The 24,229-nt window shown below is 72.3% G+C and carries 21 protein-coding genes; 7 read left to right on the forward strand and 14 right to left on the reverse strand.

Translation table 11 applies throughout. From position 1 onward, the window contains the following. The first annotated feature begins 21 nt into the window (after positions 1–21). A complete protein-coding gene (locus RKD23_RS07115; RefSeq protein ID WP_424852866.1) occupies positions 22–771 on the forward strand; it encodes an enoyl-CoA hydratase/isomerase family protein in 750 nt (249 codons plus the stop codon). Here the strand turns inward: RKD23_RS07115 and RKD23_RS07120 are convergent. Continuing rightward, entirely contained in the window at positions 758–1,393 is a 636-nt protein-coding gene (locus RKD23_RS07120; protein WP_424852867.1) for a DJ-1/PfpI family protein, read from the reverse strand. The genes RKD23_RS07115 and RKD23_RS07120 overlap by 14 nt on opposite strands. 23 nt (positions 1,394–1,416) lie before the next feature. After that, positions 1,417–2,376 (reverse strand): GlxA family transcriptional regulator, encoded by a 960-nt coding sequence (locus tag RKD23_RS07125; RefSeq protein ID WP_424852868.1) that lies wholly within the window; start codon positions 2,374–2,376, stop codon positions 1,417–1,419. A 118-nt stretch (positions 2,377–2,494) separates the two neighbouring features. Here RKD23_RS07125 and RKD23_RS07130 point away from each other — a divergent pair, with 118 nt between their 5' ends. The 3 genes from RKD23_RS07130 (at position 2,495) to RKD23_RS07140 (ending at position 6,699) form a co-directional block, all read left to right on the forward strand. Continuing rightward, a complete protein-coding gene (locus tag RKD23_RS07130) occupies positions 2,495–2,632 on the forward strand; it encodes an LPFR motif small protein (protein ID WP_424852869.1) in 138 nt (45 codons plus the stop codon). 100 nt (positions 2,633–2,732) lie between these two features. Then, positions 2,733–5,141, forward strand: a complete 2,409-nt coding sequence (locus RKD23_RS07135; RefSeq protein ID WP_424852870.1) for a Tex family protein — start codon at positions 2,733–2,735, stop codon at positions 5,139–5,141. Between the two features lie 388 nt (positions 5,142–5,529). After that, positions 5,530–6,699: a serine hydrolase domain-containing protein gene (locus tag RKD23_RS07140; protein WP_424852871.1), complete on the forward strand. Its 1,170-nt coding sequence runs from the start codon at positions 5,530–5,532 to the stop codon at positions 6,697–6,699. Between the two features lie 11 nt (positions 6,700–6,710). On the opposite strand, the gene RKD23_RS07145 is transcribed toward RKD23_RS07140, so the two are convergent. Further along, complete coding sequence (locus tag RKD23_RS07145; protein ID WP_424852872.1) at positions 6,711–8,351, reverse strand: ABC-F family ATP-binding cassette domain-containing protein; 1,641 nt, start codon at positions 8,349–8,351, stop codon at positions 6,711–6,713. A gap of 1,109 nt (positions 8,352–9,460) precedes the next feature. Here RKD23_RS07145 and RKD23_RS07150 point away from each other — a divergent pair. Next, a complete protein-coding gene (locus RKD23_RS07150) occupies positions 9,461–10,969 on the forward strand; it encodes a M1 family metallopeptidase (RefSeq protein WP_424852873.1) in 1,509 nt (502 codons plus the stop codon). Positions 10,970–10,976: 7 nt separating this feature from the next. Here RKD23_RS07150 and RKD23_RS07155 read toward each other — a convergent pair whose 3' ends face one another. The 4 genes from RKD23_RS07155 to RKD23_RS07170 are packed head-to-tail and all read right to left on the reverse strand — an operon-like array spanning position 10,977 to position 14,456. Beyond that, complete coding sequence (locus RKD23_RS07155) at positions 10,977–11,897, reverse strand: adenosine kinase (protein ID WP_424852874.1); 921 nt, start codon at positions 11,895–11,897, stop codon at positions 10,977–10,979. 59 nt (positions 11,898–11,956) lie between these two features. Then, on the reverse strand, positions 11,957–12,445 hold the full coding sequence (locus RKD23_RS07160; protein WP_424852875.1) for a hypothetical protein: 489 nt from the start codon (positions 12,443–12,445) through the stop codon (positions 11,957–11,959). 18 nt (positions 12,446–12,463) lie between these two features. Next, the gene (locus tag RKD23_RS07165; RefSeq protein ID WP_424852876.1) at positions 12,464–12,943 is read right to left on the reverse strand and encodes a macro domain-containing protein; all 480 of its coding nucleotides are present in this window, start codon (positions 12,941–12,943) and stop codon (positions 12,464–12,466) included. A 43-nt stretch (positions 12,944–12,986) separates the two neighbouring features. Beyond that, a complete protein-coding gene (locus RKD23_RS07170) occupies positions 12,987–14,456 on the reverse strand; it encodes an amino acid permease (protein ID WP_404031945.1) in 1,470 nt (489 codons plus the stop codon). A gap of 221 nt (positions 14,457–14,677) precedes the next feature. Between RKD23_RS07170 and RKD23_RS07175 the strand changes: the two genes are divergently transcribed. Further along, entirely contained in the window at positions 14,678–15,394 is a 717-nt protein-coding gene (locus tag RKD23_RS07175; protein ID WP_424852877.1) for a MerR family transcriptional regulator, read from the forward strand. 9 nt (positions 15,395–15,403) lie between these two features. On the opposite strand, the gene RKD23_RS07180 is transcribed toward RKD23_RS07175, so the two are convergent. The 5 genes from RKD23_RS07180 to RKD23_RS07200 form a co-directional block, all read right to left on the reverse strand. Further along, positions 15,404–16,717 (reverse strand): glycoside hydrolase domain-containing protein, encoded by a 1,314-nt coding sequence (locus RKD23_RS07180; RefSeq protein ID WP_424852878.1) that lies wholly within the window; start codon positions 16,715–16,717, stop codon positions 15,404–15,406. Positions 16,718–16,895: 178 nt separating this feature from the next. Then, positions 16,896–19,076 carry a 3-hydroxyacyl-CoA dehydrogenase NAD-binding domain-containing protein gene (locus RKD23_RS07185; RefSeq protein ID WP_424852879.1) on the reverse strand — a complete coding sequence of 727 codons (2,181 nt, stop codon included), beginning with the start codon at positions 19,074–19,076 and terminating at the stop codon, positions 16,896–16,898. Positions 19,077–19,114: 38 nt separating this feature from the next. Beyond that, positions 19,115–20,329, reverse strand: a complete 1,215-nt coding sequence (locus RKD23_RS07190; RefSeq protein ID WP_404031956.1) for an acetyl-CoA C-acetyltransferase — start codon at positions 20,327–20,329, stop codon at positions 19,115–19,117. Then, positions 20,326–21,486, reverse strand: a complete 1,161-nt coding sequence (locus tag RKD23_RS07195) for a CaiB/BaiF CoA transferase family protein (RefSeq protein ID WP_424852880.1) — start codon at positions 21,484–21,486, stop codon at positions 20,326–20,328. The genes RKD23_RS07190 and RKD23_RS07195 overlap by 4 nt, the downstream gene beginning before the upstream one ends. 143 nt (positions 21,487–21,629) lie before the next feature. Beyond that, the gene (locus tag RKD23_RS07200) at positions 21,630–22,010 is read right to left on the reverse strand and encodes an MmcQ/YjbR family DNA-binding protein (RefSeq protein WP_424852881.1); all 381 of its coding nucleotides are present in this window, start codon (positions 22,008–22,010) and stop codon (positions 21,630–21,632) included. A 91-nt stretch (positions 22,011–22,101) separates the two neighbouring features. Here RKD23_RS07200 and RKD23_RS07205 point away from each other — a divergent pair, with 91 nt between their 5' ends. Next, positions 22,102–23,271 (forward strand): saccharopine dehydrogenase family protein, encoded by a 1,170-nt coding sequence (locus tag RKD23_RS07205; protein ID WP_424852882.1) that lies wholly within the window; start codon positions 22,102–22,104, stop codon positions 23,269–23,271. 7 nt (positions 23,272–23,278) lie between these two features. On the opposite strand, the gene mmpA is transcribed toward RKD23_RS07205, so the two are convergent. Both mmpA and RKD23_RS07215 read right to left on the reverse strand, forming a co-directional pair. Continuing rightward, the gene (mmpA, locus tag RKD23_RS07210; RefSeq protein WP_424852883.1) at positions 23,279–23,425 is read right to left on the reverse strand and encodes a morphogenic membrane protein MmpA; all 147 of its coding nucleotides are present in this window, start codon (positions 23,423–23,425) and stop codon (positions 23,279–23,281) included. A gap of 81 nt (positions 23,426–23,506) precedes the next feature. Continuing rightward, positions 23,507–24,220 carry an endonuclease V gene (locus RKD23_RS07215; RefSeq protein WP_424852884.1) on the reverse strand — a complete coding sequence of 238 codons (714 nt, stop codon included), beginning with the start codon at positions 24,218–24,220 and terminating at the stop codon, positions 23,507–23,509. Between the last annotated feature and the right edge of the window lie 9 nt (positions 24,221–24,229).

Genomic DNA, 24,229 nt, shown 5'->3' on the forward strand with positions numbered 1-24,229 from the left:
GTGCGGGTTAGCATCCGGCCCATGGAGCCGCAGCTGCTGCACAGCGTCACCGAGTCCGTGGCCACGGTCGTGATCCACCACCCGGCCAAGCGCAACGCCATGACGGCCGCCATGTGGGCCGCGCTGCCGCCGCTGCTGGACCGGCTCGCCGCCGACACGGCCGTACGGGCGCTGGTGCTGACCGGGGAGGGCGGCACCTTCTGCGCCGGGGCGGACATCTCCACGCTCCAGGGCTCGCCGCAGCGGGCGCAGTCGCTCGCGGGGGACGCCGAGGAGGCGCTGGCCGCCTTCCCGAAGCCGACCCTCGCGGCGATCCGGGGGCACTGCGTGGGCGGCGGGGCCCAGCTGGCGGCGGCCTGCGATCTGCGGTTCGCCGAGGAGGGCGCGCTGTTCGGGGTGACACCGGCCAAGCTGGGGATCGTCTACCCGGCCTCCTCCACCCGCCGGCTGGTGTCCCTGGTGGGTCCGGCCACCGCCAAGTACCTATTGTTCTCGGGCGAGTTGATCGACGCGCAGCGGGCGCTGCGCACCGGTCTGGTGGACGAGGTGCTGCCGGAGGGCGAACTCGCCAAGCGCGTCGGGGAGTTCACCCGTATCCTCGTCTCCCGCTCCCAGCTCACCCAGGCCGCCGCCAAGGAGTTCGCGAACGGGCGCACCGACCGCGACGCGCACTGGTCCGAGCAGGCGCGCGGCAGCGGCGACACCGCGGAGGGCGTCGCCGCGTTCCTGGAGCGCAGACCGCCGCGCTTCACCTGGACTACGTCAGGATGAAGCGGCTCTTGCCGCGGAACTCCTCCACCAGGTGCGCGGGCGCCTTCGCCGGCGAGCCCGCGTCGTAGGGCGGCTGCGGATCGTACTCGGTGAGCAGCTGGACGGCCTGGGCGTGCTCGTCGCCGGCGATCCTGCCGACCAGGGCCAGACCCATGTCGATGCCGGAGGAGACGCCGGCGGCGGTGACGTACTTGCCGTCGAAGACGACGCGTTCGCCGGTGGACTCCACGCCGAGGCCCGCCAGGAAGTCCAGGGCCAGCCAGTGCGAGGTCGCCCGGCGGCCCTTGAGCAGCCCGGCCCGGGCCAGCAGCAGGGAGCCGGTGCACACGGACGTCGTCCAGGTGCTGGTGGCGTCCACGGCGCGCAGCCAGTCGAGCAGGACCTCGTTCTCCATCTGCGAGGTCTGTCCGGGGCCGCCGGGCACGACCACGAGGTCCGGGTGCGGGACCTCGGCGAGGGTGCGGTCGGCGACCATCGCCAGCGCGCCGGTGTCGGTGCGGACGGGGCCGGACTCCTCCGCGACGAAGACGAGTTCGGCGTCGGGGAGGCGGACCAGGGTCTCGTAGGGTCCGATGGCGTCGAGGGCGGTGAAGCGGTCGTAGAGCAGGATCGCGATCTGCATGGGTTTCCCTTCGTCGGGTGACGTCATTCGGCACTCGCGGGACGGAAGCGGCGCCGGTACTCGGCCGGGGCGGTCCCGAGGGCGCGCACGAACGCGCGGCGCATGGCCTCGGGCGTGCCGTAGCCGCTCGCGCGGGAGATCTCCTCCACCCCGTCGCCGGTGTCCTCCAGCAGACGGCGGGCGTGTTCCAGGCGCACCCGGTCCACGTACCGGCCGGGGGTGAGCCCCGTCTCGGTGCGGAAGGCGCGGGCGAAGTGGCGCGGGGAGAGCCGGGCGCGGGCGGCGAGCGCCTCGACGGACAGATCGTCGCCGGGGTGCTCGGTGATCCACTGCTGGACGTCGCGCAGCGGTTCGCGCGACGCGGTCTGGGCGGCGAGCTGCGCGCTGAACTGGGCCTGGTTGCCCGGCCGGCGCAGGAACACCACCAGATGCCGGGCGACCGTGAGCGCCACGTCCCGGCCGAGGTCCTCCTCCACCAGGGCGAGGGCCAGATCGATGCCCGCGGTGACACCGGCGGAGGTGCACACGTGCTCGTCCCGTACGAAGATCGGGTCGGCGTCGACGTCGATCTCCGGGTGGTCGCGGGCCAGCTTCTCGCAGTACGCCCAGTGCGTCGTGGCGCGTCGGCCGTCCAGCAGCCCGGCCTCGGCCAGCAGGATCGCGCCGGTGCACACGGACACCAGCCGCCGGGCGCGCGGGCCGCCCCGCCGCAGCCAGTCCACGAGCCGCGGGTCCGCGCGGCGGGTGCCCCGGCCGCCCGGCACCACCAGCAGATCAGGCCCGGCCTCGTCCGTCAGCGCCCCGTCCGGTACGAGCGTCAGCCCGCTGGAGGTGCGCACGGGGCCGCCGTCCAGGGAGGCCGTACGGATCTCGTACGACCCCGGCGTGCAGGTGTCCGCCCCCGCGAAGACCTCCACGGGGCCGGTGACATCGAGGCTCTGGACGTCGTCGAAGAGGACCACGAGCACGGTTCGCTGCGCCATGCCTCGATTCTTCGGAGCCCCGCCGACGGCCGCAATGACGAGCACCCCACCTTTCCTGCCATGTGTGCGCGGTGACGCGCGCGGTACCCGGCGGACACGGCAACGAGAGGAGTTCGACGTGTTCCGAGCCATAGCGGATGTTCTGCGCCAGATCGGCGGGGCCATCGCGACAGTCGTGACGCTGCCCTTCCGGGCGGTCGCCCGGCTGTTCGGGGGTGCCTCGTCCAGCGGCCGACGCGGTGCGCGCCGCGTATGAGGGGCCGCCTGCCACGCCCGTCCGCCTGCCCTGATCCCGTGCTGTCGGTGTCACCTGCCACAATTGCCGCGCAACCCGAAGTAGAAGGCGGTACGGGATCGTGACGACACCCGGGTCCCTCGGAGCAGGGTCCATCGAGAGCAGGATCGCCGAGGAGCTCGGCGTAAGGGAGCGGCAGGTCAAGGCCGCCGTCGAGCTGCTCGACGGCGGTTCGACGGTGCCTTTCATCGCCCGCTACCGCAAGGAAGCGACCGAGATGCTCGACGATGCGCAACTGCGCACGCTCGAGGAGCGGCTGCGCTATCTGCGGGAGCTGGAGGAGCGCCGGACGGCGATCCTGGAGTCGGTGCGCGAGCAGGGCAAGCTCACCGAGGAGCTTCAGGCGCAGATCCTGGGCGCGGAGACCAAGGCGCGCCTGGAGGACATCTATCTGCCGTACAAGCCCAAGCGGCGCACCAAGGCGCAGATCGCCCGCGAGGCGGGTCTGGAGCCGCTGGCCGAGGGGCTGCTGAACGACCCGGGCGTGGAACCGCTCGCGGCCGCGGCGGCGTTCGTCGACGCCGACAAGGGAGTCGCCGACCCGCAGGCCGCGCTGGACGGCGCCCGGGCGATCCTCACCGAGCGGTTCTCGGAGGACGCCGACCTGATCGGCGAGCTGCGCGAGCGCATGTGGGTGCGCGGGCGCCTCGCGGCGAAGGTGCGCGAGGGCAAGGAGGAGGCGGGCGCGAAGTTCGCCGACTACTTCGACTTCGCCGAGCCGTTCACCGAGCTGCCCTCGCACCGCATCCTGGCGATGCTGCGCGGCGAGAAGGAGGAGGTCCTCGACCTCGTCCTGGAGCCGGAGGAGCCCACGGAGGGTCCTTCCTCCTACGAGGGGCTGGTGGCGAACAGGTTCGGCATCGCCGACCGCGGCCGCCCCGGCGACAAGTGGCTGACCGACACCGTCCGTTGGGCCTGGCGCACCCGCATCCTCGTCCACCTCGGCATCGACCTGCGGCTGCGGCTGCGCACGGCCGCCGAGGACGAGGCGGTGCGGGTGTTCGCCGCCAACCTGCGCGATCTGCTGCTCGCCGCCCCGGCGGGCACGCGCGCGACGCTCGGCCTGGACCCCGGCTTCCGTACGGGTGTGAAGGTCGCCGTCGTCGACGCGACCGGCAAGGTCGTCGCCACGGACGTCATCCACCCGCACGTCCCGGCCAACCGGTGGGACGAGGCGATCGCCAAGCTGGCGCGGCTGGCGCAGGAGCACGCGGTCGAGCTGGTCGCGATCGGCAACGGCACCGCGTCCCGCGAGACCGACAAGCTCGCCGGTGAACTCATCGCCAAGCACCCGGAGTTGAAGCTCACCAAGGTGATGGTGTCCGAGGCGGGCGCCTCGGTGTACTCCGCGTCCGCGTTCGCCTCGCAGGAGCTGCCGGACATGGACGTGTCGCTGCGCGGCGCGGTGTCCATCGCGCGGCGGCTGCAGGACCCGCTGGCCGAGCTGGTGAAGATCGACCCGAAGTCCATCGGTGTCGGCCAGTACCAGCACGACCTGTCCGAGGTGAAGCTGTCGCGCTCGCTGGACGCGGTGGTCGAGGACTGTGTGAACGGCGTCGGCGTGGACGTCAACACCGCCTCCGCGCCGCTGCTCGCGCGCGTGTCCGGCATCTCCTCCGGCCTCGCCGAGAACATCGTGGCGCACCGCGACGCCAACGGGCCCTTCACGTCCCGCTCCGCGCTGAAGAAGGTGGCGCGGCTCGGCCCGAAGGCGTACGAGCAGTGCGCGGGCTTCCTGCGCATCCGCGGCGGCGACGACCCGCTGGACTCCTCCAGCGTGCACCCCGAGGCGTACCCGGTGGTGCGGCGGATGGTGAAGACCGCGGGGCAGGAGGTGGCCTCGCTGATCGGCAACACCGCGGTGCTGCGCTCGCTCAGGCCGACCGACTTCGTCGACGAGACCTTCGGTCTGCCGACCGTCACCGACATCCTCAGGGAGCTGGAGAAGCCGGGGCGCGACCCGCGGCCCGCCTTCAAGACGGCCACCTTCAAGGAGGGCGTGGAGAAGATCTCCGACCTGGCCTCCGGGATGGTCCTGGAGGGCGTCGTCACCAACGTGGCCGCGTTCGGGGCGTTCGTCGACATCGGCGTCCACCAGGACGGGCTCGTGCATGTCTCGGCCATGTCGAAGACCTTCGTGAAGGACCCGCGGGACGTCGTCAAGCCGGGTGACATCGTCAAGGTGAAGGTCCTCGAGGTGGACATCCCGCGCAAGCGGATCTCGCTGACGCTGCGCCTGGACGACGAGGCGCAGGCCTCCGGCGGTGAGCGGCGCCAGCAGCGGGGCGGCGGGCGCCCTCCGCAGCAGCGGCAGGGGCGTGGGAGCGGGGGCGGCAACGGCGGTGGCCGTGGCGGTGGTGGCGGCAATGGCGGTGGCGGTGGCTCCCGTCAGGCTCCGGCACCGGCGAACAGCGCCATGGCCGACGCTCTGCGCAAGGCGGGTCTGCTGAACCCGAAGAACGGCCGCTGACGCCTTTCGGAGCGTGGAGTGGTGGGTGACCTGTGACGCCGGCCCGGGGTGAGCTCCGGGCCGGCGTGGCGTGTCCTTGGGGCTGGTCCGGCCATCGGCGCCGGACCGTGCGAGCTCCGTCGCGGCTGGTCCGGCCATCGGCGCCGGACCGTGCGAGCTCCGTCGCGGCTGGTCCGGCCATCGGCGCCGGACCGCGCGGGCTCCGTCGCGGCTGGTCCGGCCATCGGCGCCGGACCGTGCGGGCTCCGTTGGGGCTGGTCCGGCCGTCGGAGCCGGGCCGTGCGGCTCCGTTGGGCCGAGTGCAGCAGTTGCGGAGGGCGTCGTGGGCGGGACGGGGTGAGGCTGGATTCCCCGTCGTCGCCGTACTGTCGCCGTTCAGGAGTGATCGATGCCCCCTCGTCCTGCCCCGACTGCTGCCGCGTCCCTGATCGCGCTCTGTCTCGCTCTGCTGTCCCCCGGCCCGGCGACGGCGGCCGGGCATCCCGAACCGCCGCGCGACGGCGCCGGGTTGCAGCGGCGGCTGGAGGAGCTGGTGCGGACTCCGGGAGGCCCGCCCGGGGCGATCGCGGTGCTCCAGGACGAGAAGCACAGCCGGGTCGTCCGGGCCGGGGTCGCGGATGTGGAGACGGGCCGGACACCCCGCCCGCACGACCACATGCGCATCGCCAGCACGGCGAAGGCGTTCAGCGGCGCCGTCGCCCTGTCCCTCGTCCAGTCGGGCGACCTGCACCTCGGCGACACCATCGGCGAGCGGCTCCCGAGGCTGCCGGAGGCGTGGCACGCGGTGACGCTGCGGCAGCTGCTCAACCACACCAGCGGGCTGCCCGACTACTCACGCAGCCCCGAGTTCATCGCGATCCTGCGGGCCGACCCGCACCACGACTTCGACTCGCGCCGGCTGCTGGACTTCGCCGGGCAGACCCTGCTGTTCCCGCCGGGCAGCCGCTACCAGTACTCCAACTCCGACAACATCGCCGTCGCCCTGATGGCCGAGGCCGTCACCGGAACACCGTACGAGCGGCTGCTGGAGGAGCTGGTGTACCGCCCGCTGGCCCTGCGGCAGACCAGCCTGCCGCAGGGGTACGAGATGCCGGAGCCGTATCTGCACGGCTATGCGGTGAGCCCGACCGAGCCCCCGGAGGACGTCAGCGAGCTCATCGGCATGTCCGGCGTGTGGGCCTCCGGCGGGATCGTGTCCACGCCCACCGACATGACCCGCTTCGTACGGGGCTATGTGGGCGGCAGGCTGTACGGGCCCGACGTCGTCCGCGAGCAGCGGCGCTGGATCCCGGGCGGCGCGTCCGAGCCCGCCGGGCCGGGGCGCAACGACGCCGGCCTGGCGCTGTTCCGCTACACGACCCGCTGTGGGGTCGTGCTGGGGCACACCGGCAACACGGCGGGCTACACCCAGCTGATCGCGGCCACGCCCGACGGACGCCGCTCCCTGACCTTCTCCGTCACCAGCCAGATCAACCAGGCGCAGACGCCCGAGCTGCTGCAGCGGTTGCGCGCGGTCCAGGAGGACTTCGTGTGTGCGCTGCTGAAGGGCAAGGCCTGAGTTCGCGGGGCCTAGCGTTCGGTCACCTTGCCGTCGGCGACCTCCAGGCGGCGGGTGACGTGCACGGCGTCGAGCATGCGGCGGTCGTGGGTGACCAGCAGGAGCGTGCCCTCGTAGGCGTCGAGGGCCGACTCCAGTTGTTCGATGGCCGGCAGGTCGAGGTGGTTCGTCGGCTCGTCGAGGACGAGGAGGTTGACGCCCTTGCCCTGGAGCAGGGCGAGAGCGGCCCGGGTGCGTTCGCCCGGTGACAGGGTGGCGGCCGGGCGCAGGACGTGGTCCGACTTCAGGCCGAACTTGGCCAGCAGGGTGCGGACCTCGACGGGCTCGGTGTCGGGGACCGCGGCGCAGAACGCGTCCAGCAGGGCCTCGGTGCCGTGGAACAGCTTGCGGGCCTGGTCGACCTCGCCGACGAGGACGCCGGAGCCGAGGGCGGCGTGCCCGGCGTCGAGGGGGACACGGCCGAGCAGCGCGCCGAGCAGGGTGGACTTGCCCGCGCCGTTCGCGCCGGTCACCGCGACCCGGTCGGCCCAGTCGATCTGCAGGGAGACCGGGCCGAAGGTGAAGTCGCCGCGGCGGACCTCCGCGTCCCGCAGGGTCGCGACTACCGCGCCCGAGCGGGGGGCCGACGCGATCTCCATGCGCAGCTCCCACTCCTTGCGGGGCTCCTCGACCGTCTCCAGGCGTTCGATCATGCGCTGGGTCTGGCGGGCCTTCGCGGCCTGCTTCTCGCTGGCCTCGCTGCGGAACTTGCGGCCGATCTTGTCGTTGTCGCCCGCCGCCTTGCGCCGGGCGTTCTTGACGCCCTTGTCCATCCAGGAGCGCTGCATCTGCGCCCGGTCCTGGAGGGCGGCCCTTTTGTCGGCGTACTCCTCGTAGTCCTCGCGGGCGTGCCGGCGGGCGGTGTCCCGCTCCTCCAGGTAGGCCTCGTAGCCACCGCCGTAGAGGGTGATCTGCTGCTGGGCGAGGTCGAGTTCGAGGACCTTGGTGACCGTGCGGGTGAGGAACTCGCGGTCGTGGCTGACGACGACGGTGCCGGCGCGCAGGCCGCCGACGAAGCGCTCCAGGCGCTCCAGGCCGTCCAGGTCGAGGTCGTTGGTGGGCTCGTCCAGCAGGAAGACGTCGTAGCGGGACAGCAGGAGCGAGGCGAGGCCGGCCCGTGCCGCCTGGCCGCCCGACAGGGACGTCATCGGCTGCTCCAGGTCGACGGCGAGGCCCAGGGAGTCCGCGACCTCCTCGGCACGTTCGTCCAGGTCGGCACCGCCGAGGCCGAGCCAGCGGTCCAGACTCACCGCGTAGGCGTCATCGGCCCCGGGCGTGCCGTCGACGAGCCCCTGGGTGGCCTCGTCCATGACCCGCTGAGCCTCCGCCACACCTGTGCGGCGGGCCAGGAACGCCCGGACCGTCTCCCCGGCCCTGCGCTCCGGCTCCTGCGGGAGGTGGCCGACGGTGGCGGTGGGCGGAGAGAGCCGGATCTCCCCCTGCTCGGGTACGGCGAGCCCGGCGAGCAGCCGCAGCAGAGTGGACTTCCCGGCGCCGTTCGCCCCGACCAGACCGATCACGTCGCCGGGAGCGACGACCAGGTCGAGGCCGCTGAACAGCGAGCGGTCACCGTGTCCGGCGGCAAGATTCTTCGCGACGAGAGTGGCAGTCATCAGGACGCCGATCCTAGTCGGCACGAGGGGGCCCGCCGACGGGCGCATCCTGGTTGACACTCCCGCCTCGGCGACGGGCCGCTGCTGGTCGGGAGCCGGCCTTGGTCGGGGCTCCGGCCCCCGTCGGCGGACCGATACCGGTCGGCGTACCCGCCTCGTCGACAGACCGACGGCGTCGGCGGGCGGCCCTGGTGAGCGCTCCGGCCCTCGCGGCGGGCCGATGCCAGTCGGCGCACCCGCCTCGCCCACAGACCGACGGCGGTCGGCAGGCCGGCCATGGTGGGCGTTCCGGCCCCCGTCAGTGCTCCGGCCCCCGTCGGCGGGCGGGCCCCTCGGCGGGCCGATGCTGATCGGCACTCGGCCGCCGTCGGCGGACCGATCCTGGTCGGCACCCGGGCCCCGGTCCGGCGAACCGCCCCTGGTCGACACCCCGGTCCCCATCGGCGATCCCGCCACGTCGACAGGCCGACGGCGGTCGGCCGACCAGCCATGGTCGGCGCTCCGGCCACCGACTGCGGGCTGGCCCCTCGGCGGGCCGATGCCGGTCGGCGGGCGGATGCTGGTCGGCCCTTCGGCCCCGTCGGCGGACCGGCCTCGGTCGACACTCCCGTCAACATCGACGACCCCAACCCCGTCGGCGCTCCCAAAACCCCGTCAGCGGACCCGATCCTGGTCGGCGCTCCGACCCCGTCGGCGGACCGATCCTCGTCGGCACTCGGCCCCCGTCGGCGAACCGGCCCGGACGACAGCACCGTCTGCATCGACCACCCCAACCCGTCGGCGAACGCAACCCCGTCGGCGAGCCCGATCCTGGTCGGCGCTCAGGGCCTCATCAGCGGACCGGCCCAGGTCAGCACCCAGCCCGCACCAATGGACCGCTCCAGGTCGACACTCCCGCCCACGTAAGACATCCGCAGCCCCCACACCCCAGGTGACGGCCCCCCGGCAAGGGCACCTCCAGGTCACAGTCCTGGAAAACCCGCGGCGCGACCGGTGGCCTGTTTCGAGTGCATGGCGTTCGTGTGACAGCAGGGGTCATGGACACGCTCGGGGGCAGCGGGACTGAATAGGGTCGAACGGACTTCGGGCCCCTACGACTTGGAGCTTTCGTGCACCGCAGAATCATCGCGCCGGGCGCACTGGCGGCGGCCACCGTACTGCTGGCGATCCCGGCATCGGCCGCGGGCTTCTCCCCCGGCGCACCGGGCATCGGCGACCCCTACTACCCGGCCTACGGCAACGGCGGATACGACGTCTCCCACTACGACCTGCGGCTGAAGTACCAGCCGGCGACGGACGAGCTGGAGGGGACCGCGACCCTGCTGGCGCGCACCACGCAGGACCTGTCGCGGTTCGATCTGGACTTTCTGCTGGACGTCGGCGAAGTGCGGGTCAACGGCAGCAAGGCGTCCTTCAGGACCTCGGGCGAGCACGAGCTGGAGATCACGCCGCGGACGCCGCTGCCCAAAGGCACGGACGTCACCGTGGTGGTCCGCTACCACGGCGTGCCCTCGCAGAAGCAGGCGTACGGCTTCACCAGCTGGCACCGCACCCCGGACGGCGGTGTCGGGGCGAACGAGCCCGAGGCCGCCTGGTGGTGGTTCCCGAGCAACGACCACCCGCTGGACAAGGCCACCTACGACGTGTCGGTGCTGGTGCCGGACGGCACCCAGGCCATCTCCAACGGCCGCCTGCAGTCGACGAGTTCGCGGCTCGGCTGGACCCGCTGGAACTGGCGCTCCAACAAGCCGCAGGCCACCTATCTGGCCACGCTCGCGGTCGGGAAGTTCGACATCACCACGGGCACGACCGACAGCGGCATCCCCGTCGTCAACGCCTACAGCAAGGACCTCGGCGACAACTACGGGGCCGCGCGGGCGAGCGTGGAGCGGTCGGGCGAGATCGCCGACTGGCTGACCGAGTACTTCGGTCCGTACCCCTACAACGCGCTCGGCGGGTACGTGCCGAACACCAACACCGGCTACGCGCTGGAGACGCAGACCCGGCCCTTCTACAGCCCGCGGCAGTTCGCGAACGGCTCGAACACTTCCGTGGTGGTGCACGAGCTGGCCCACCAGTGGTACGGCGACCTGGTGTCGGTCGCCGGCTGGAAGGACATCTGGATCAACGAGGGCTTCGCGCGGTACGCGCAGTGGCTGTGGTCCGAGCACGAGGGCGAGGGCACGGCGCAGGAGATCGCCGACTACGTGTACGCCTCGCGCGGCGCGGACGACCCGTTCTGGACGGTGAAGCCGGGCGATCCGGGGCCGGAGAACCAGTTCCACATCGCCGTCTACGACCGGGGCGCGCTGGCTCTGCAGGCGCTGCGCAACGAGATCGGCGACGAGGCGTTCTTCGCGATCCTCAAGGGCTGGCCGCAGCGGTACGCGTACGGCAACGCGACCGTCGCGGACTTCGTGGCGTACGCCGAGCAGGTGTCCGGGCAGCAGCTCGACGCGCTGTTCGACACCTGGCTGTTCCAGCCGGAGAAGCCCGCGGCCCCCGCGGCGCGCACCGCGTCCATCGCGCCGGCACTTCCGTCGGCCGGTGTGCCCGTACAGCCGAAGTCGTGGAAGAAGATCGCCTCGACGAACGACGTGCACGAGCACCAGCACTGAGCGGGTCCTAGCCCAGAGGCAGGGACTCCAGCTCGCCGACGCGGGCGAGGAGTTCCGCCTCCGGGATCGCGGCCGCCCGGGTCGCCGGCACCGTACAGGCGTACGCCCCCGCGACCGCGCCGTACAGCGCGCAGCGGTGCGGGGGTTCGCCGGTGAGGCGGCCGTAGAGGAAGGCGGCGGCGTAGGCGTCTCCCGCGCCGTTGGAGTCCACCACCGGTGCGGGCGGCGGCACCGCGGGGACGTGGGTCAGTTCGCCGCCGGCCAGCAGGTAGGAGCCGTCCGCGCCGTCCGTGGCGACGACCACCTCGGCGCGGCCGCGCTCGGCGATGCCGCGCATGACGGCCTCGGGGTCGGTGAGGGCGGTGGCGGAGAGGAAGACGACGTCCGCGGCGTGCGCGAAGGGCTCGTGGTACCGGTTCTCGCCGTCCCAGTTGTGCAGATCGGTGGAGATCGTCGCGCCGGACTCGCGCAGCAGTGGCAGGGTGTGCGCGCACGGCTGGGTGATGGACACGTGCACATGGCGGCTGGCCTCGGCCAGGGGGCGCAGGACGTCCTCGGGGATCCGGTCGTCGGCGTGGCCGCGGCTGCTGTCGTACAGGGACAGTCGGCGGCCGTCGGGTCCGACGAGGTTCACCGCGCGTTTGGTGCCGGCGGGCTGCGGTACGGCGGTCAGTGCGATGCCCTTGTCCCGGTGCAGGGCGCGCACGAGGTCGCCCTCGGGGTCGTCGCCGAGCATGTCGAGGTGGTGGGTGCGCAGGCCGAGGCTGCTCAGCCCCAGGGCGACGAAGTCGCCGGTCTGTCCGGCGCGGGCCCTGATGCCGTCCTCGATCATGTAGCTGTCGGCGTACGGGAGCGGCAGCTGCGGCACGTGGATGATCGTGTCGACGCCCGCCCCGCCGAGTACGAGGACGTCGATGCTGCGGTTCATGTCCGGCCCCTCCTGGTGATCTGCGACCCCGTCGGCAGCGTAACGGCTCGCTCGTGGGGTCAGCGTGTCTCCGCCGCTGCCGTGCGGGGCGCCGGCGCGAGGGGTTCGCCGAGGACACGGGTCGCCAGTTCCTCCGCCAACGCCGAGGCATACGGGCGCAGTTCGGCCTTCGCCGTGGCGCGGTCGGTCTCGATGCGGGCCGCGGACTCGGCCAGCAGGGCGTCGCGTTCGCGTATGCCCTCGGCGCGGGCGTCGGCGATGAGGGCCGCGCCCTCCTCCCGGGCCTGCTGACGGATCCGGGCGGCGTCGTGCCGGGCCTCGGCGATCATGGCGAGGGCGCTGTCGCGGACGGCCTCGGCCGCCTCGTACGCCTCCCGGGCCTGGCGGTCGACGCCGTCCATGGCCTGCTCGCGGATGTCGAGCACATCGTTCATCCGGCGCAGCAGCCGGGCCAGGACCGCGTAGCAGCCGGCGAACAGCACCAGGGCGACCGCCATCTCCAGCACCTGGGGATTGAGCGGACCGATCTCCAGGGGAATCAGTTCCATGCTTCACCCGCCTCCCGGTCAGCCTTCATGGTCGTACACCGTGACCGCGATCCCCCGCCGCACCAGCCGCTCCTCGATCAGCGGCTCGACGCGGGACCACTTGCCTCCGGCGAGGCCGCAGCCTATGCGCGGCATGTGCACGGAGGCGCCGAGCTCGCTCGCCGGCCCGGCCAGCCGGTCCAGGGCGGCGTCGATGGCCTCGTAGCGGACGGGTACGCCTTTGCTGCCGGTCCGTATGCCGCGCTGCCCGATCATGTTGGCCACCCAGACGTGGGGCCCGACCTGGACGAGCTGGACCGCGCCGAGCCCGAAGTCGTTCCTCGCGCGCTCGCGGTGCCAGGCGCGGTACGCGGCCTCCGGCTGCGGCCAGCGGCGCGACAGCGCGAGGACGAATCCCTTGCCCCAGCCCCCGATGTCGTTGCAGACATGGGCGATGACCTTCGCGCCTTTCACCGACGGAACGGTGGCGTCACCTCGGACGTAAACGATCTCCGACATGACGCCACCGTAGGCGATGCCACTGACAGTGGCCGCTGAGCTGCTACTTCGTGAGCTCCGTCAGCTCCTGGGCCTCCGTCTTGGCGGCGCGGCGGCGAATGGCGTACCAGCCGGCGACCAGCATGGCGGCGATGACGGGGATGGCGAAGAGGGTCTTGCGGCCGACCTCGGGGTCGTTCCACATCATGCCGAGGCAGACGAGGAGGAAGGCGACGGTCGCGATCTCGGTGACCGGGCTGCCGGGGAGGCGGAAGTGGGGCCGGGTGACCTCGCCGGCCTTGGCGCGGCGGACGAAGATCAGGTGGCAGATCATGATGATCACCCAGGTGCTGATGATGCCGAGGGAGGCGAGGTTCAGCACGATCTCGAAGGCCTGGCTCGGCATGAGGAAGTTCAGGCCGACGCCGAGGACGCACACCGCGCAGGTGAGCAGGATGCCGCCGTAGGGGACCTGGCTGCGGTTCATGCGGGCGGTGAACTTCGGGGCGGAGCCCGCCATCGCCATCGAGCGCAGGATGCGGCCGGTGGAGTAGAGGCCGGAGTTCAGGGACGACATGGCGGCCGTGAGGACCACCAGGTTCATCACGTCGCCCGCACCCTCCACGCCGATCTTCGACAGAACCGTCACGAACGGGCTCTGGTCGGCCGAGTAGACCGAGCCGGGCAGCAGCAGGGCCAGCAGGACGACCGAGCCGACGTAGAACACGCCCACGCGCCACATGATCGAGTTCACCGCGCGCGGGACGACCTTCTCCGGCTCGGCGGTCTCGCCGGCGGCGACGCCGACCAGCTCCAGGGCGGCGTACGCGAAGATCACGCCCTGCATGACGAGGACGACGGGCATGAGGCCGTGCGGGAAGACGCCGCCGTTGTCGGTGATCACGTGCAGGCCGGGCGTCTGGCCGCCGACCTCGTGCTGCGTGGCCAGCAGGAAGATGCCGACGAGCATGAAGGCCACGAGGGTGGCGACCTTGACGATCGCGAACCAGAACTCCATCTCGCCGAAGATCTTCACCGAGATGAGGTTGATCGCGAGGACCACCGCCAGCGCGATCAGGGCCAGCACCCACTGCGGGATGCTGGTGAACGCGCTCCAGTAGTGGGTGTACAGCGCGATCGCGGTGATGTCGGCGATACCGGTCGTCGACCAGTTCAGGAAGTACATCCAGCCGGCGACGTACGCGCCCTTCTCGCCGAGGAACTCGCGCGCGTACGACACGAAGGAGCCGGACGACGGCCGGTACAGGACCAGCTCACCCAGCGCCCGGACCACGAAGAAGGCGAAGACGCCGCACACGAGGTAGGCGAGCGCGAGCGCCGGGCCCGCGTTGTGCAGCCGGCCGCCGGCGCCGAGGAAGAGACCGGTGCCGATGGCGCCACCGATCGCGATCATGTTGACGTGGCGGTGCTTGAGACCCTTGCTGTAACCGGCGTCGCCCGCGTCGGCGGGCGCCTGAGACGTCGCCTGGGGGTGGGCGGCGACCTGTGCCGTGTCCACGGCGTCCTTGCTCACGGGTGTTTCCACTCTCTGGTGCGCCCAGGCGGGTTACGCCGAGCGGCCTTGCATGACATGGCCCGCACCATGGATTCACGGCACAGACCAAGGCAGCACCTTCCCACAGCCTTCGCATCGCATACGGTGAGCCACGTCACAGAGCGTTACATCTCACAGGCGGAGACGGGAATGACAGCCATGGGTGTCACACCACTGGTGTCACAGCGATACTGCTGAGCATGACGACGGACACGGAGACGGGCACCGGGGAGCCGAGCCTCACGGTCGACGAGCTGGCCGCCCGTGCGGGCGTCACGGTCCGCACCGTGCGCTTCTACGGCACCAAGGGCCTGCTGCCGCCCCCGGTGATCGGCGCGCGCCGCGTCGGCCACTACGGCCCGGAGCACCTGGCCCGGCTGGCTCTCATCGAGGAGCTTCAGCGGCAGGGCATGACGCTGGCGGCCATCGAGCGTCATCTGCGCGCGCTGCCGCCCGGGCTCAGCGCGCACGACCTCGCCATCCACCGGGCCGTCGTGGCGTCCTGGGCACCGGAGGCCGTGGAGTCGGTGACGCGCGAGGAGCTGGCGCGGCTGGCCGGGCGGCCGCTCGCCGACGAGGACGTGGAGCGGCTGGCGGCGATGGATGTGATCGCCCGCGAGGACGACGGCCGCTTCCGGGTGGACACCGGCCTGCTGCGGCTCGGGGTCGAGCTGCTCGACGTACCGCTGTCGCAGGAGACGCTGCTCGCCGCCCGCACGGCTCTCATCGAGCACTCGCGGGCGGCGGCGGCCGACCTGTCGCGGCTGCTGCGGGAGGCGGTGGCCGAACGCGCCCCGCAGGAGGTGAAGTCGCTCTCCGCGCACATGCATCCGCTGGTCGTCGAGGCGCTGCTGACGACGTTTCAGCGTTCCCTGCGGGAAGAGCTGCGCGCGTGGCTCACGGACCCTTGCGCGTGAACCCTGCTGTCAGCAGCGCGGGATGGGCCTGCTGTACGAGGTGGAGCTGGGCGTGGCCACGTACCGGTCGCTGACGTAGTGGCCGTTGTCGAGGCGGTTCCACACCGCGGTCGTGCCGACCGTGGTGCCGGGGCGCTGGCAAGTGATCCAGGCCAGGCCCCCGTTGGGGAGTGTGCCGACGGCCGCGTATCCGTTGCCGGGGCCGCTGCGCTCGGTGAGTCCGCCGGCGGCGGTCGCCTGGTAGGGGTAGGTGCAGCGGGGCAGCGGGGCGCTGTAGCCGGTGCTGGACGGGGTGCTGACGTAGTGGTCGGTGACGTACCGGCCGTTGCTGAGCTTGTTCCACACCGAGGTGGTGCCGACCTTGGTGCCGGGGGTCTGGCAGACGACCCTGAGGGTGGCGCCGGGGGCGTAGGTCGAGGCGACGGGGTAGCCGGTGCCGGGTCCGGTGCGGGCGTTGAGCGGGGTCGTGCTGGTCACCTTGTAGGAGTACGCCACCGTGGCGACGGGCGCGTCGAGCCGGTCGTTGTCGATGTTGAGCTTCACCCCGCCGTACGTCTCGTCGTGGCTGCCCCGGTACTGCTTGACGCGCTGGTGCCGGGCCCATTTGGAGTCGGCGATGTTCGCCCAGCCCTTGAGCGAGTCGAGCCCGTCGTAGCGGGCGATCCACAGGGCGTCGGGGCGGGCGTAGGTGGTGGAGGTGTAGGCGTCGGAGAGCTGCTTGGCGCCGAGGTTGAGGTTCATGTAGACGCCGGAGACCCAGCCGACGTGGTGCAACTCCTTGGTCCAGGCGGAGAGGTAGGTCAGGACGGCGTTGCGGCAGCCGGTGTCGGTCTGGTCGTAGTGCTCGATGTCGTTGTAGAGCGCGCTGCCGGGCAGCATGCCGAGGGCCTTGGCGGCGCTGATCGCCTGGGTGGCGGCGGCGGTGCCCTGGGAGCGTGCGGTCGACAGGGTTCTGCTGATCTTGGCGTCGGAGGGGCGGGCGCCGCAGGGCGGCTGGAGGCCCTTGTGGATGGGCAGCAGGCGCCACCTCAGCTGGGACACCGACGCCACCCAGGAGGCGGTCAACTCGGGCTGCGAGCAGGTGCGGTTGACGCCGGAGACATAGACGCCGACGGCGCGGTACGGCGAGGCGTTCCAGGCGCGGATCGAGCTGAGCGGCGGGGCCGTGCAGGTGTCGAAGGCGAGTCCGGAGTGGCGGGTCGCGGTCGCGCCCGCCGGGTAGGTGACGGGAGTTGTCGGTTCGGCGGAGGCGGTGGGGGCGGCCGCCAGCACGGCGGCCGGGCCCAGGACGCAGGAGGCGGAGACGGCGAGAAGTCTTCGCATGGCAGGGCGCTGGTACGACATGACGGCCCCCCTGGGCGCGCAATGGAGTGTGGCCCAAGAGTTGAGCCTCGCCCGGTTCGCGGCAAGAGGGCGTACCGTCCTGTTCCAGCCCTATTACGCAGTTGATGCACAACGGCCCCGGCGGGAGTGCCGGGGCCGCGGTGGATCAACGGGCGTGTCAGCGTGCGTCGGTGAAGGTCTCTCCGTTCTCGGCCTTCTCGATCAGCAGCGCCGGCGGGTCGAACCGGTCGCCGTAGCGCTCGGCGAGTTCACGCGCGCGGGCCACGAAGCCGGGCAGGCCTCCTTCGTAGCCGTTGATGTACTGGAGCACACCGCCCGTCCAGCCGGGGAAGCCGATGCCGAAGATCGAGCCGATGTTGGCGTCGGCGACCGAGGTCAGCACGCCCTCCTCGATCAACCGGACGGTGTCCAGGGCCTCGGAGAACAGCATGCGTTCCTGCATGTCCTCGAAGGGGATCCGTGCGCCCTCGCGCGTGAAGTGCTCGCGCAGGCCCGGCCACAGGCCCGCGCGCTTGCCGGTCTCGTCGTAGTCGTAGAAGCCGGCGCCGCCGCTGCGGCCGGTGCGGCCGAACTCGTCGACCATGCGGTCGATGACCGCCTCGGCCGGGTGCTCCTGCCAGGTGCCGCCCGCCTCCTCGACAGCGCGCCGCGTCTCGTTGCGGATCTTGCGCGGGAGCGTGAGCGTCAACTCGTCCATGAGGGAGAGGACCTTGGCCGGATATCCCGCCTGCGCGGCCGCCTGCTCCACGGAGGCGGGCTCGATGCCCTCGCCGACCATGGCGACACCTTCGTTGATGAAGTGGCCGATGACACGGGAGGTGAAGAAGCCGCGCGAGTCGTTGACGACGATCGGCGTCTTGTTGATCTGCCGGACCAGGTCGAAGGCGCGGGCGAGGGCCTCGTCGCCGGTCCGCTCGCCCTTGATGATCTCGACCAGCGGCATCTTGTCGACCGGCGAGAAGAAGTGCAGTCCGATGAAGTCGGCCTGGCGCTCGACGCCCTCGGCGAGGGCGGTGATGGGCAGGGTGGAGGTGTTGGAGCACAGCAGCGCGTCGGGGGCGACGACGTGCTGGATCTCCTGGAACACCTTGTGCTTGAGGGAGGTGTCCTCGAAGACGGCCTCGATGACGGCGTCGCAGCCGGCGAGGTCGGCGGCCTCGGCGGTGGGCGTGATGCGGGCGAGCAGGGCGTCCGCCTTCTCCTGGGTGGTGCGGCCCCGGGAGACGGCCTTGGCGCACAGGTTCTCCGAGTAGCCCTTGCCCTTGACGGCGGCTTCGAGGGAGACGTCCTTCAGGACGACGTCGATGCCCGCGCGGGCGCACGAGTAGGCGATGCCCGCACCCATCATGCCGGCGCCGAGGACGGCGACCTTGCGGACCTGGCGCAGCGCGATGCCCTGGGGGCGGTTGGCGCCGGAGTTGACGGCCTGGAGGTCGAAGAAGAACGCCTGGATCATGTTCTTCGAGGTCTGACCGGCGGCCAGCTCCACGAAGTAGCGGGCCTCGATCACCTGGGCGGTCTCGAAGTCGACCTGGGCACCCTCGACGGCCGCAGCGAGGATGTTGCGCGGGGCCGGGTAGGGGGCGCCGTTCGTCTGCTTGCGCAGGTTGGCCGGGAAGGCGGGCAGGTTGGCGGCGAACTTCGGGTGGGCCGGGGTGCCGCCGGGGATGCGGTAGCCGGGGACGTCCCAGGGCTGCTGCGACTCCGGGTTGGCCTCGATGAACGCGCGCGCCTTGGCGAGGAGCTCCTCCTGCGTCTCGGCGACCTCGTGGACCAGGCCGTTCTCCTGGGCGCGCCGGGCGTTGTACTGCTGCCCCTGGAGGAGCACCTTCAGCAGGGCGTCCGTGATGCCCAGCAGCCGTACGGTACGGGCGACACCGCCGCCTCCGGGCAGCAGGCCGAGCGTGACCTCGGGGCAGCCGATCTTGGTGCCGGGGGTGTCCAGGGCGATGCGGTGGTGGCAGGCGAGGGCGAGCTCGTAACCGCCGCCCAGCGCGGCGCCGTTGATCGCGGCGACGACCGGCTTGCCGAGGGTCTCGATGCGGCGCAGGTGCCGCTTGATCTCCAGGCCGCCCTCGAACAGCTCCTGGGCGGTCTCGGGGGTGACCCGGATGAGGTCGCGCAGGTCGCCGCCCGCGAAGAAGGTCTTCTTGGCGGAGGTGAGGATGATGCCGCGAATGGTGTCCTTCTCGGCCTCCAGGCGGTCGGTGACCGTCGCGAGGGAGGCGCGGAAGGCGGCGTTCATCGTGTTCGCGGACTGGTCCGGGTCGTCGAGGACGAGGGTGACGACGCCGCTGCGGTCCTGCTCCCAGCGGATGGTGGTGGGCTGAGTGCTCATGGGGAGGTTGCTCCGTGGTGATCCGTCGGGAAGGGGGGTCAGACGCGCTCGACGATCGTGGCGATGCCCATGCCGCCGCCGACGCACAGCGTGGCGAGGCCGTAGCGCTTGTCCTGGCGCTCGAGTTCGTCGATCAGCGAGCCGAGGATCATCGCGCCGGTGGCGCCCAGCGGATGACCGAGGGCGATGGCGCCGCCGTTGACGTTGACCTTGTCCAGCGTGAGGCCCATGTCCTTCACGAAGCGCAGGACGACCGCGGCGAACGCCTCGTTGATCTCGACCAGGTCGATGTCGTCGATGGTCAGGCCCGCCTTGGCGAGCGCCTTGCGGGTCGCGGGCGCCGGGCCGGTGAGCATGATGGTGGGCTCGGAGCCGGAGACGGCCGCGGAGACGATCCGCGCGCGCGGGGTGAGGCCGTAGCGCTCGCCGACCTCGCGCGAGCCGATGGCGACGAGGGAGGCGCCGTCGACGATGCCGGAGGAGTTGCCCGCGTGGTGGACGTGGTCGATCTTCTCCACCCAGTGGTACTTCTGCAGCGCGACCGCGTCGAACCCGCCCAGCTCGCCGATGTCCGCGAAGGACGGCTTGAGCTTGGCCAGGGAGTCGGCGGTGGTGCCCGGGCGCATGTGCTCGTCGTGGTCGAGGACGAGCAGGCCGCTGCGGTCCTTCACCGGCACGACCGAGCGCTCGAAGCGGCCGTCCTTCCAGGCGGTGGCGGCGCGCTCCTGCGACAGGGCCGCGTACTCGTCGACGTCCCGGCGGGTGAAGCCCTCGATGGTGGCGATGAGGTCGGCACCGATGCCCTGCGGCACGAAGTTGGTGGCGAGGTTGGTCATCGGGTCGTTGAACCAGGCGCCGCCGTCGGAGGCCATCGGCACCCGCGACATGGACTCCACGCCGCCCGCGAGGACCAGGTCCTCCCAGCCCGAACGGACCTTCGCCGCGGCGAGGTTGACCGCCTCAAGGCCGGAGGCACAGAAGCGGTTCTCCTGCACGCCCGCGACCGTGTCCGGCAGTCCGGCCGCGATCGCCGCGATCCGGGCGATGTCGGAGCCCTGGTCGCCGACCGGGCCGACCACGCCGAGCACGACGTCGTCGATCGCGGCCGGGTCGAGGCCGGGGAAGCGGGCACGGATCTCATGGATGAGCCCGACGACCAGGTCGACCGGCTTGGTCCCGTGCAGGGAGCCGTTCGCCTTGCCGCGCCCGCGCGGGGTGCGGATCGCGTCGTACACATACGCTTCGGTGCTCACGGAAGAGGCCTTTCGACGAGGGTTTCGGGGGTGTCGAGGAGTCGCGGTACGTCCCAGTCGCGGGCCACGTCGTCGGTGTCGGCGCCGGGCAGGGCGGGGCCGCCGCGGACGGCGGTGGGGGTGGCGGAGAAGCGGGGCGCGGGGGCCGGCTGGGTGAGGCCGCCGTGGTCGGTGAAGGTGCCGCGGGCGGCCAGGTGCGGGTGGTGCGGGGCCTCGCGCAGCGACAGCACCGGCGCCACGCACGCGTCGGAGCCCTCGAAGACGGCCGTCCACTCGTCCCTCGTACGGGTGCGGAAGCGGGCCGCGATCGCCTCGCGCAGTTCGCCCCAGCGGGTGAAGTCGGCTCGGGCCGGGGCGAGTTCGGGGATGCCGAGCAGGTGCAGGAACTCGTCGTAGAACTGCCCCTCCAGGGCGCCGACGGCCATGTACCGGCCGTCGGAGGTCTCGTACGTGCCGTAGTACGGGCAGCCGCCGTCCAGCAGGTTGGCGCCGCGCCGGTCCTGCCAGCCGCCGGCGGCGAGCATGCCGTGGATCATCGAGGCGAGGTGGGCGGCGCCGTCGACGATGGCCGCGTCGACGACCTGGCCGGCGCCGGTGGCGCGGGCGTGGTGCAGGGCGGCGAGGACACCGACCACCAGGTAGAGGGAGCCGCCCGCGTAGTCGCCGACGAGGTTGGCGGGGACGGCCGGGGGCCCGTCGGGGGCGCCGATCATGCCGAGGGTGCCGGTGACGGCGATGTAGCCGATGTCGTGGCCGGCGCGCTGGGCGAGGGGGCCCTCCTGGCCCCAGCCGGTCATCCGGCCGTAGACGAGGGCGGGGTTGCGGGCGTGGCAGTCAGCCGGGCCGACCCCGAGGCGTTCGGCGACACCGGGGCGGTAGCCCTCGATCAGCACGTCGGCGCGCGCGACGAGGTCGAGCACGCGCGCGGGCCCGTCGGCGGACTTCAGGTCGACGACCACCGAGCGCTTGTTGCGGTTGGTGATGTCGTAGGCCGGGTCGATGCCGAGCCCCGGGCCGCCGGGCCGGTCCACGCGCACCACGTCCGCGCCGAGGTCGGCCAGCAGCATCGCGGCGAAAGGACCCGGGCCGATCCCGGCCAGCTCCACCACGCGCACACCTGTCAGCGGGCCCTGCCCTGACGTCCTCGCCGTCGCCATCCCGGCCCCCAGCCGCTTGTGACACTTCTGATGTAACACCAGTGATGCTAAGAACGCGTTCCACTTCCGGCAAGAGGTGGAAGAGCAAGCGCTTAGACAATCTACGGCGACGGGGGCGGACCCGACAGCGACCGGGGCGCCGTTCAGCGGGCGTCGAGCTCGGCCGTCAGCCGCTTGGGCGCCACCGCGCGGTAGCTGTCCTCCACCCAGTCGCACAGCAGGTCCGCGCTCGGGGAGCCGGTCCCCTCCAGCGGGACAGTGACCCAGCCCGCTCTGCCGAGGCCGTACCCGGCGGGCTCGGCGCCCGGGGCGCTGAGGGCGTGCGCGTGCGCGGTCTCACCCTTGAGCTTCACGGTGACGCCCAGCGGGTGACTGCCGTCGGTGACCCCGAGGAAGACGAACACCTTCTTGTTCACCTTGACGACGGTCTCGCCCCACGGGAAGTCCTCCGCCGCGTCGGGCAGCCCGAGGGCGAACTGGCGCACTTTCTCCCACTTCTTCAGGGCACTTCGGGCCACCGCCACCGCACACCTCCGGGCTCGTCGTCGGGCTCCGCACTCCTCACGCTAGCCTCAGCCACCGACAACGGCGCGGGCCGCGGGATCGAGGGGTGTCATGAGCAGGCTGAACGGAACCGACCGTCCGTACGACATCGTGCTCTTCGGAGCCACCGGCTTCGTCGGCAGGCTCACCGCCGAGTACCTGGCGGCCCACGCGCCCGAGGGGCTGCGCTGGGCGATCGCCGGCCGCGACGAGGCGAAGCTGGACCGGCTGCGGCAGAGCCTGCCCGGGGTGGGGGTGCTGCGCGCCGACGTGGCCGACCCGGACTCCGTGCGCGATCTCGCCCGGCACGCGCGCGTGGTGGCCTCGACCGTGGGCCCGTACGTGCGCTACGGCGAGGAACTGGTCGCCGCCTGCGCCGACGCGGGCACGGACTATCTGGACCTCACCGGTGAGCCGGAGTTCGTCGACCTGATGTACGTCCGGCACGACGCCCGCGCGCGGGAGACGGGCGCCCGTCTGGTGCACGCCTGCGGCTTCGACTCCGTACCGCACGACCTGGGCGCGTACTTCACCGTCCGGCAACTGCCGGAGGGCGTGCCGCTCACCGTGGACGGCTATGTCACCGCCGACGCGACCTTCTCGGGCGGCACCTTCGCCTCCGCGCTGGGGCAGTTCGCGCGCGGACGGCAGATGATCGCGGCCGCCCGGGACCGGCGGCGGCACGAGCCGCGGCTGATGGGCCGCCGGGCGACGACGCCCACCGGCGCGCCCCGCTACGCCGCCGAGGTCGGCGCGTGGGCCCTGCCCCTGCCGACCATCGACCCGCAGATCGTGGGCCGTTCGGCCAAGGCGCTGGAGCGCTACGGCCCCGACTTCCGCTACCGCCACTACGCGGCCGTACGGCATCTGCCGGTCGCGCTGGGCGGGGTCGCGGCGGTCGGCGCGCTGTTCGCGGCCGCCCAGGTCCCGGCCGCGCGCCACTGGCTGTCCGGCCGGCTCCAGCCCGGCGAGGGGCCGAGCGCCGAGAAGCGGGCCAGGAGCTGGTTCTCCGTACGGTTCGTCGGCGAGGGCGGCGGGCGGCGCGTGTACACCGAGGTCGCCGGCGGCGACCCCGGCTACGGCGAGACGGCCAAGATGTTCGCCGAGGCGGCACTCTCCCTGGCCCTCGACGATCTGCCCCCGACGGCCGGACAGGTCACGACCGCCGTGGCGATGGGCGACGCGCTCATCGACCGGCTGACCCGCGCGGGCATCACCTTCCGGGTGGCGGCACGCCGCTGAGGCGCGTCTAGAGGGGCCACTGCGCGAGCGTGTAGATCATCCCGCCGATCCAGGCGAGGGCCGCGAGCGCGGCGAGGACCAGTGCGGCCGTCACGGCCCGCTCGACGGGCTGGGTCGCAGTGGCCACGGGCTTGGAGGCACGGTGCGTAGGCATGCGGCCAGCCTCCCGGGCGAGAGAGGCAGCCGGATATCCGTACGCGTACTCAGGCCGGGGGGTGGGATACCTACGTAGGTGTCACTCCCCCGGCGGAGGATCACCCCCCGCTGCCCCCCGCAGCGCCTGTCGGCACAGCGCGTCCGCGTGGCGGGTCGTCTCCGGGAGGCGGTAGCGCGGGGTGAGGTGCAGGACGTGGGCGCAGGCGTTGTCGAGGGAGACGCGGTGGCCCACGGAGACGTACACCGGCTTGACCCCGTCGCGGGTGCGCAGCGCGCGGCCGACCTCCTCGTCGCCGGCCAGGAGGGCCGCGGTGGAGCCGCGCGGATCGGCGAGGTCGTCGTGGGTGAAGGTGAACGGGTTCTTCGCGACGCCGATCGTCGGGAGGCCGGTCAGCACGCCCAGGTGGCTGGCCAGGCCGAAGCGGCGGGGGTGGGCGAGACCGTAGCCGTCGCAGACGACGACGCCGGGCGGGCACGGCAGGGCGTCGAGGGCGGCGCGGACGGTGGGGATCTCGCGGAAGGCGAGCAGGCCGGGGACGTAGGGGAAGGAGACGCGGCCCACGGCCGTCGCCTCGGCCACCACGTCCAGGCTCGCCGCGTCCAGGACGACCGCAGCCGCCGCGACGAGGTCGTGCTCGTCGTCGTAGGCCACGTCGACCCCGGTGACACGGCCCGTGCCGGGCGGTGGGCCCGGCTCGTCCAGGACCACTCGCCCGCGCAGTTCGTCCTGCACCGCGCGGGCCTGTTCCTCGGTCGCGGGCCAGCCCGCGGGGATGCGTACGGTCGTCGTCATGATGGGCAC

It is taken from the genome of Streptomyces sp. SAI-170 (assembly GCF_049739565.1).
Lineage (GTDB): Bacteria > Actinomycetota > Actinomycetes > Streptomycetales > Streptomycetaceae > Streptomyces.

Bases quoted from the DNA above. Each gene is read 5' to 3' on its own strand.
- RKD23_RS07115 (WP_424852866.1), top strand. From the start codon at position 22: ATGGAGCCGCAGCTGCTGCACAGCGTCACCGAGTCCGTGGCCACGGTC.
- RKD23_RS07120 (WP_424852867.1), bottom strand. From the start codon at position 1,393: ATGCAGATCGCGATCCTGCTCTACGACCGCTTCACCGCCCTCGACGCC.
- RKD23_RS07125 (WP_424852868.1), bottom strand. From the start codon at position 2,376: ATGGCGCAGCGAACCGTGCTCGTGGTCCTCTTCGACGACGTCCAGAGC.
- RKD23_RS07140 (WP_424852871.1), top strand. From the start codon at position 5,530: ATGCCCCCTCGTCCTGCCCCGACTGCTGCCGCGTCCCTGATCGCGCTC.
- RKD23_RS07145 (WP_424852872.1), bottom strand. From the start codon at position 8,351: ATGACTGCCACTCTCGTCGCGAAGAATCTTGCCGCCGGACACGGTGAC.
- RKD23_RS07155 (WP_424852874.1), bottom strand. From the start codon at position 11,897: ATGAACCGCAGCATCGACGTCCTCGTACTCGGCGGGGCGGGCGTCGAC.
- RKD23_RS07160 (WP_424852875.1), bottom strand. From the start codon at position 12,445: ATGGAACTGATTCCCCTGGAGATCGGTCCGCTCAATCCCCAGGTGCTG.
- RKD23_RS07165 (WP_424852876.1), bottom strand. From the start codon at position 12,943: ATGTCGGAGATCGTTTACGTCCGAGGTGACGCCACCGTTCCGTCGGTG.
- RKD23_RS07175 (WP_424852877.1), top strand. From the start codon at position 14,678: ATGACGACGGACACGGAGACGGGCACCGGGGAGCCGAGCCTCACGGTC.
- RKD23_RS07180 (WP_424852878.1), bottom strand. From the start codon at position 16,717: ATGCGAAGACTTCTCGCCGTCTCCGCCTCCTGCGTCCTGGGCCCGGCC.
- RKD23_RS07185 (WP_424852879.1), bottom strand. From the start codon at position 19,076: ATGAGCACTCAGCCCACCACCATCCGCTGGGAGCAGGACCGCAGCGGC.
- RKD23_RS07195 (WP_424852880.1), bottom strand. From the start codon at position 21,486: ATGGCGACGGCGAGGACGTCAGGGCAGGGCCCGCTGACAGGTGTGCGC.
- RKD23_RS07205 (WP_424852882.1), top strand. From the start codon at position 22,102: ATGAGCAGGCTGAACGGAACCGACCGTCCGTACGACATCGTGCTCTTC.
- mmpA (WP_424852883.1), bottom strand. From the start codon at position 23,425: ATGCCTACGCACCGTGCCTCCAAGCCCGTGGCCACTGCGACCCAGCCC.
- RKD23_RS07215 (WP_424852884.1), bottom strand. From the start codon at position 24,220: ATGACGACGACCGTACGCATCCCCGCGGGCTGGCCCGCGACCGAGGAA.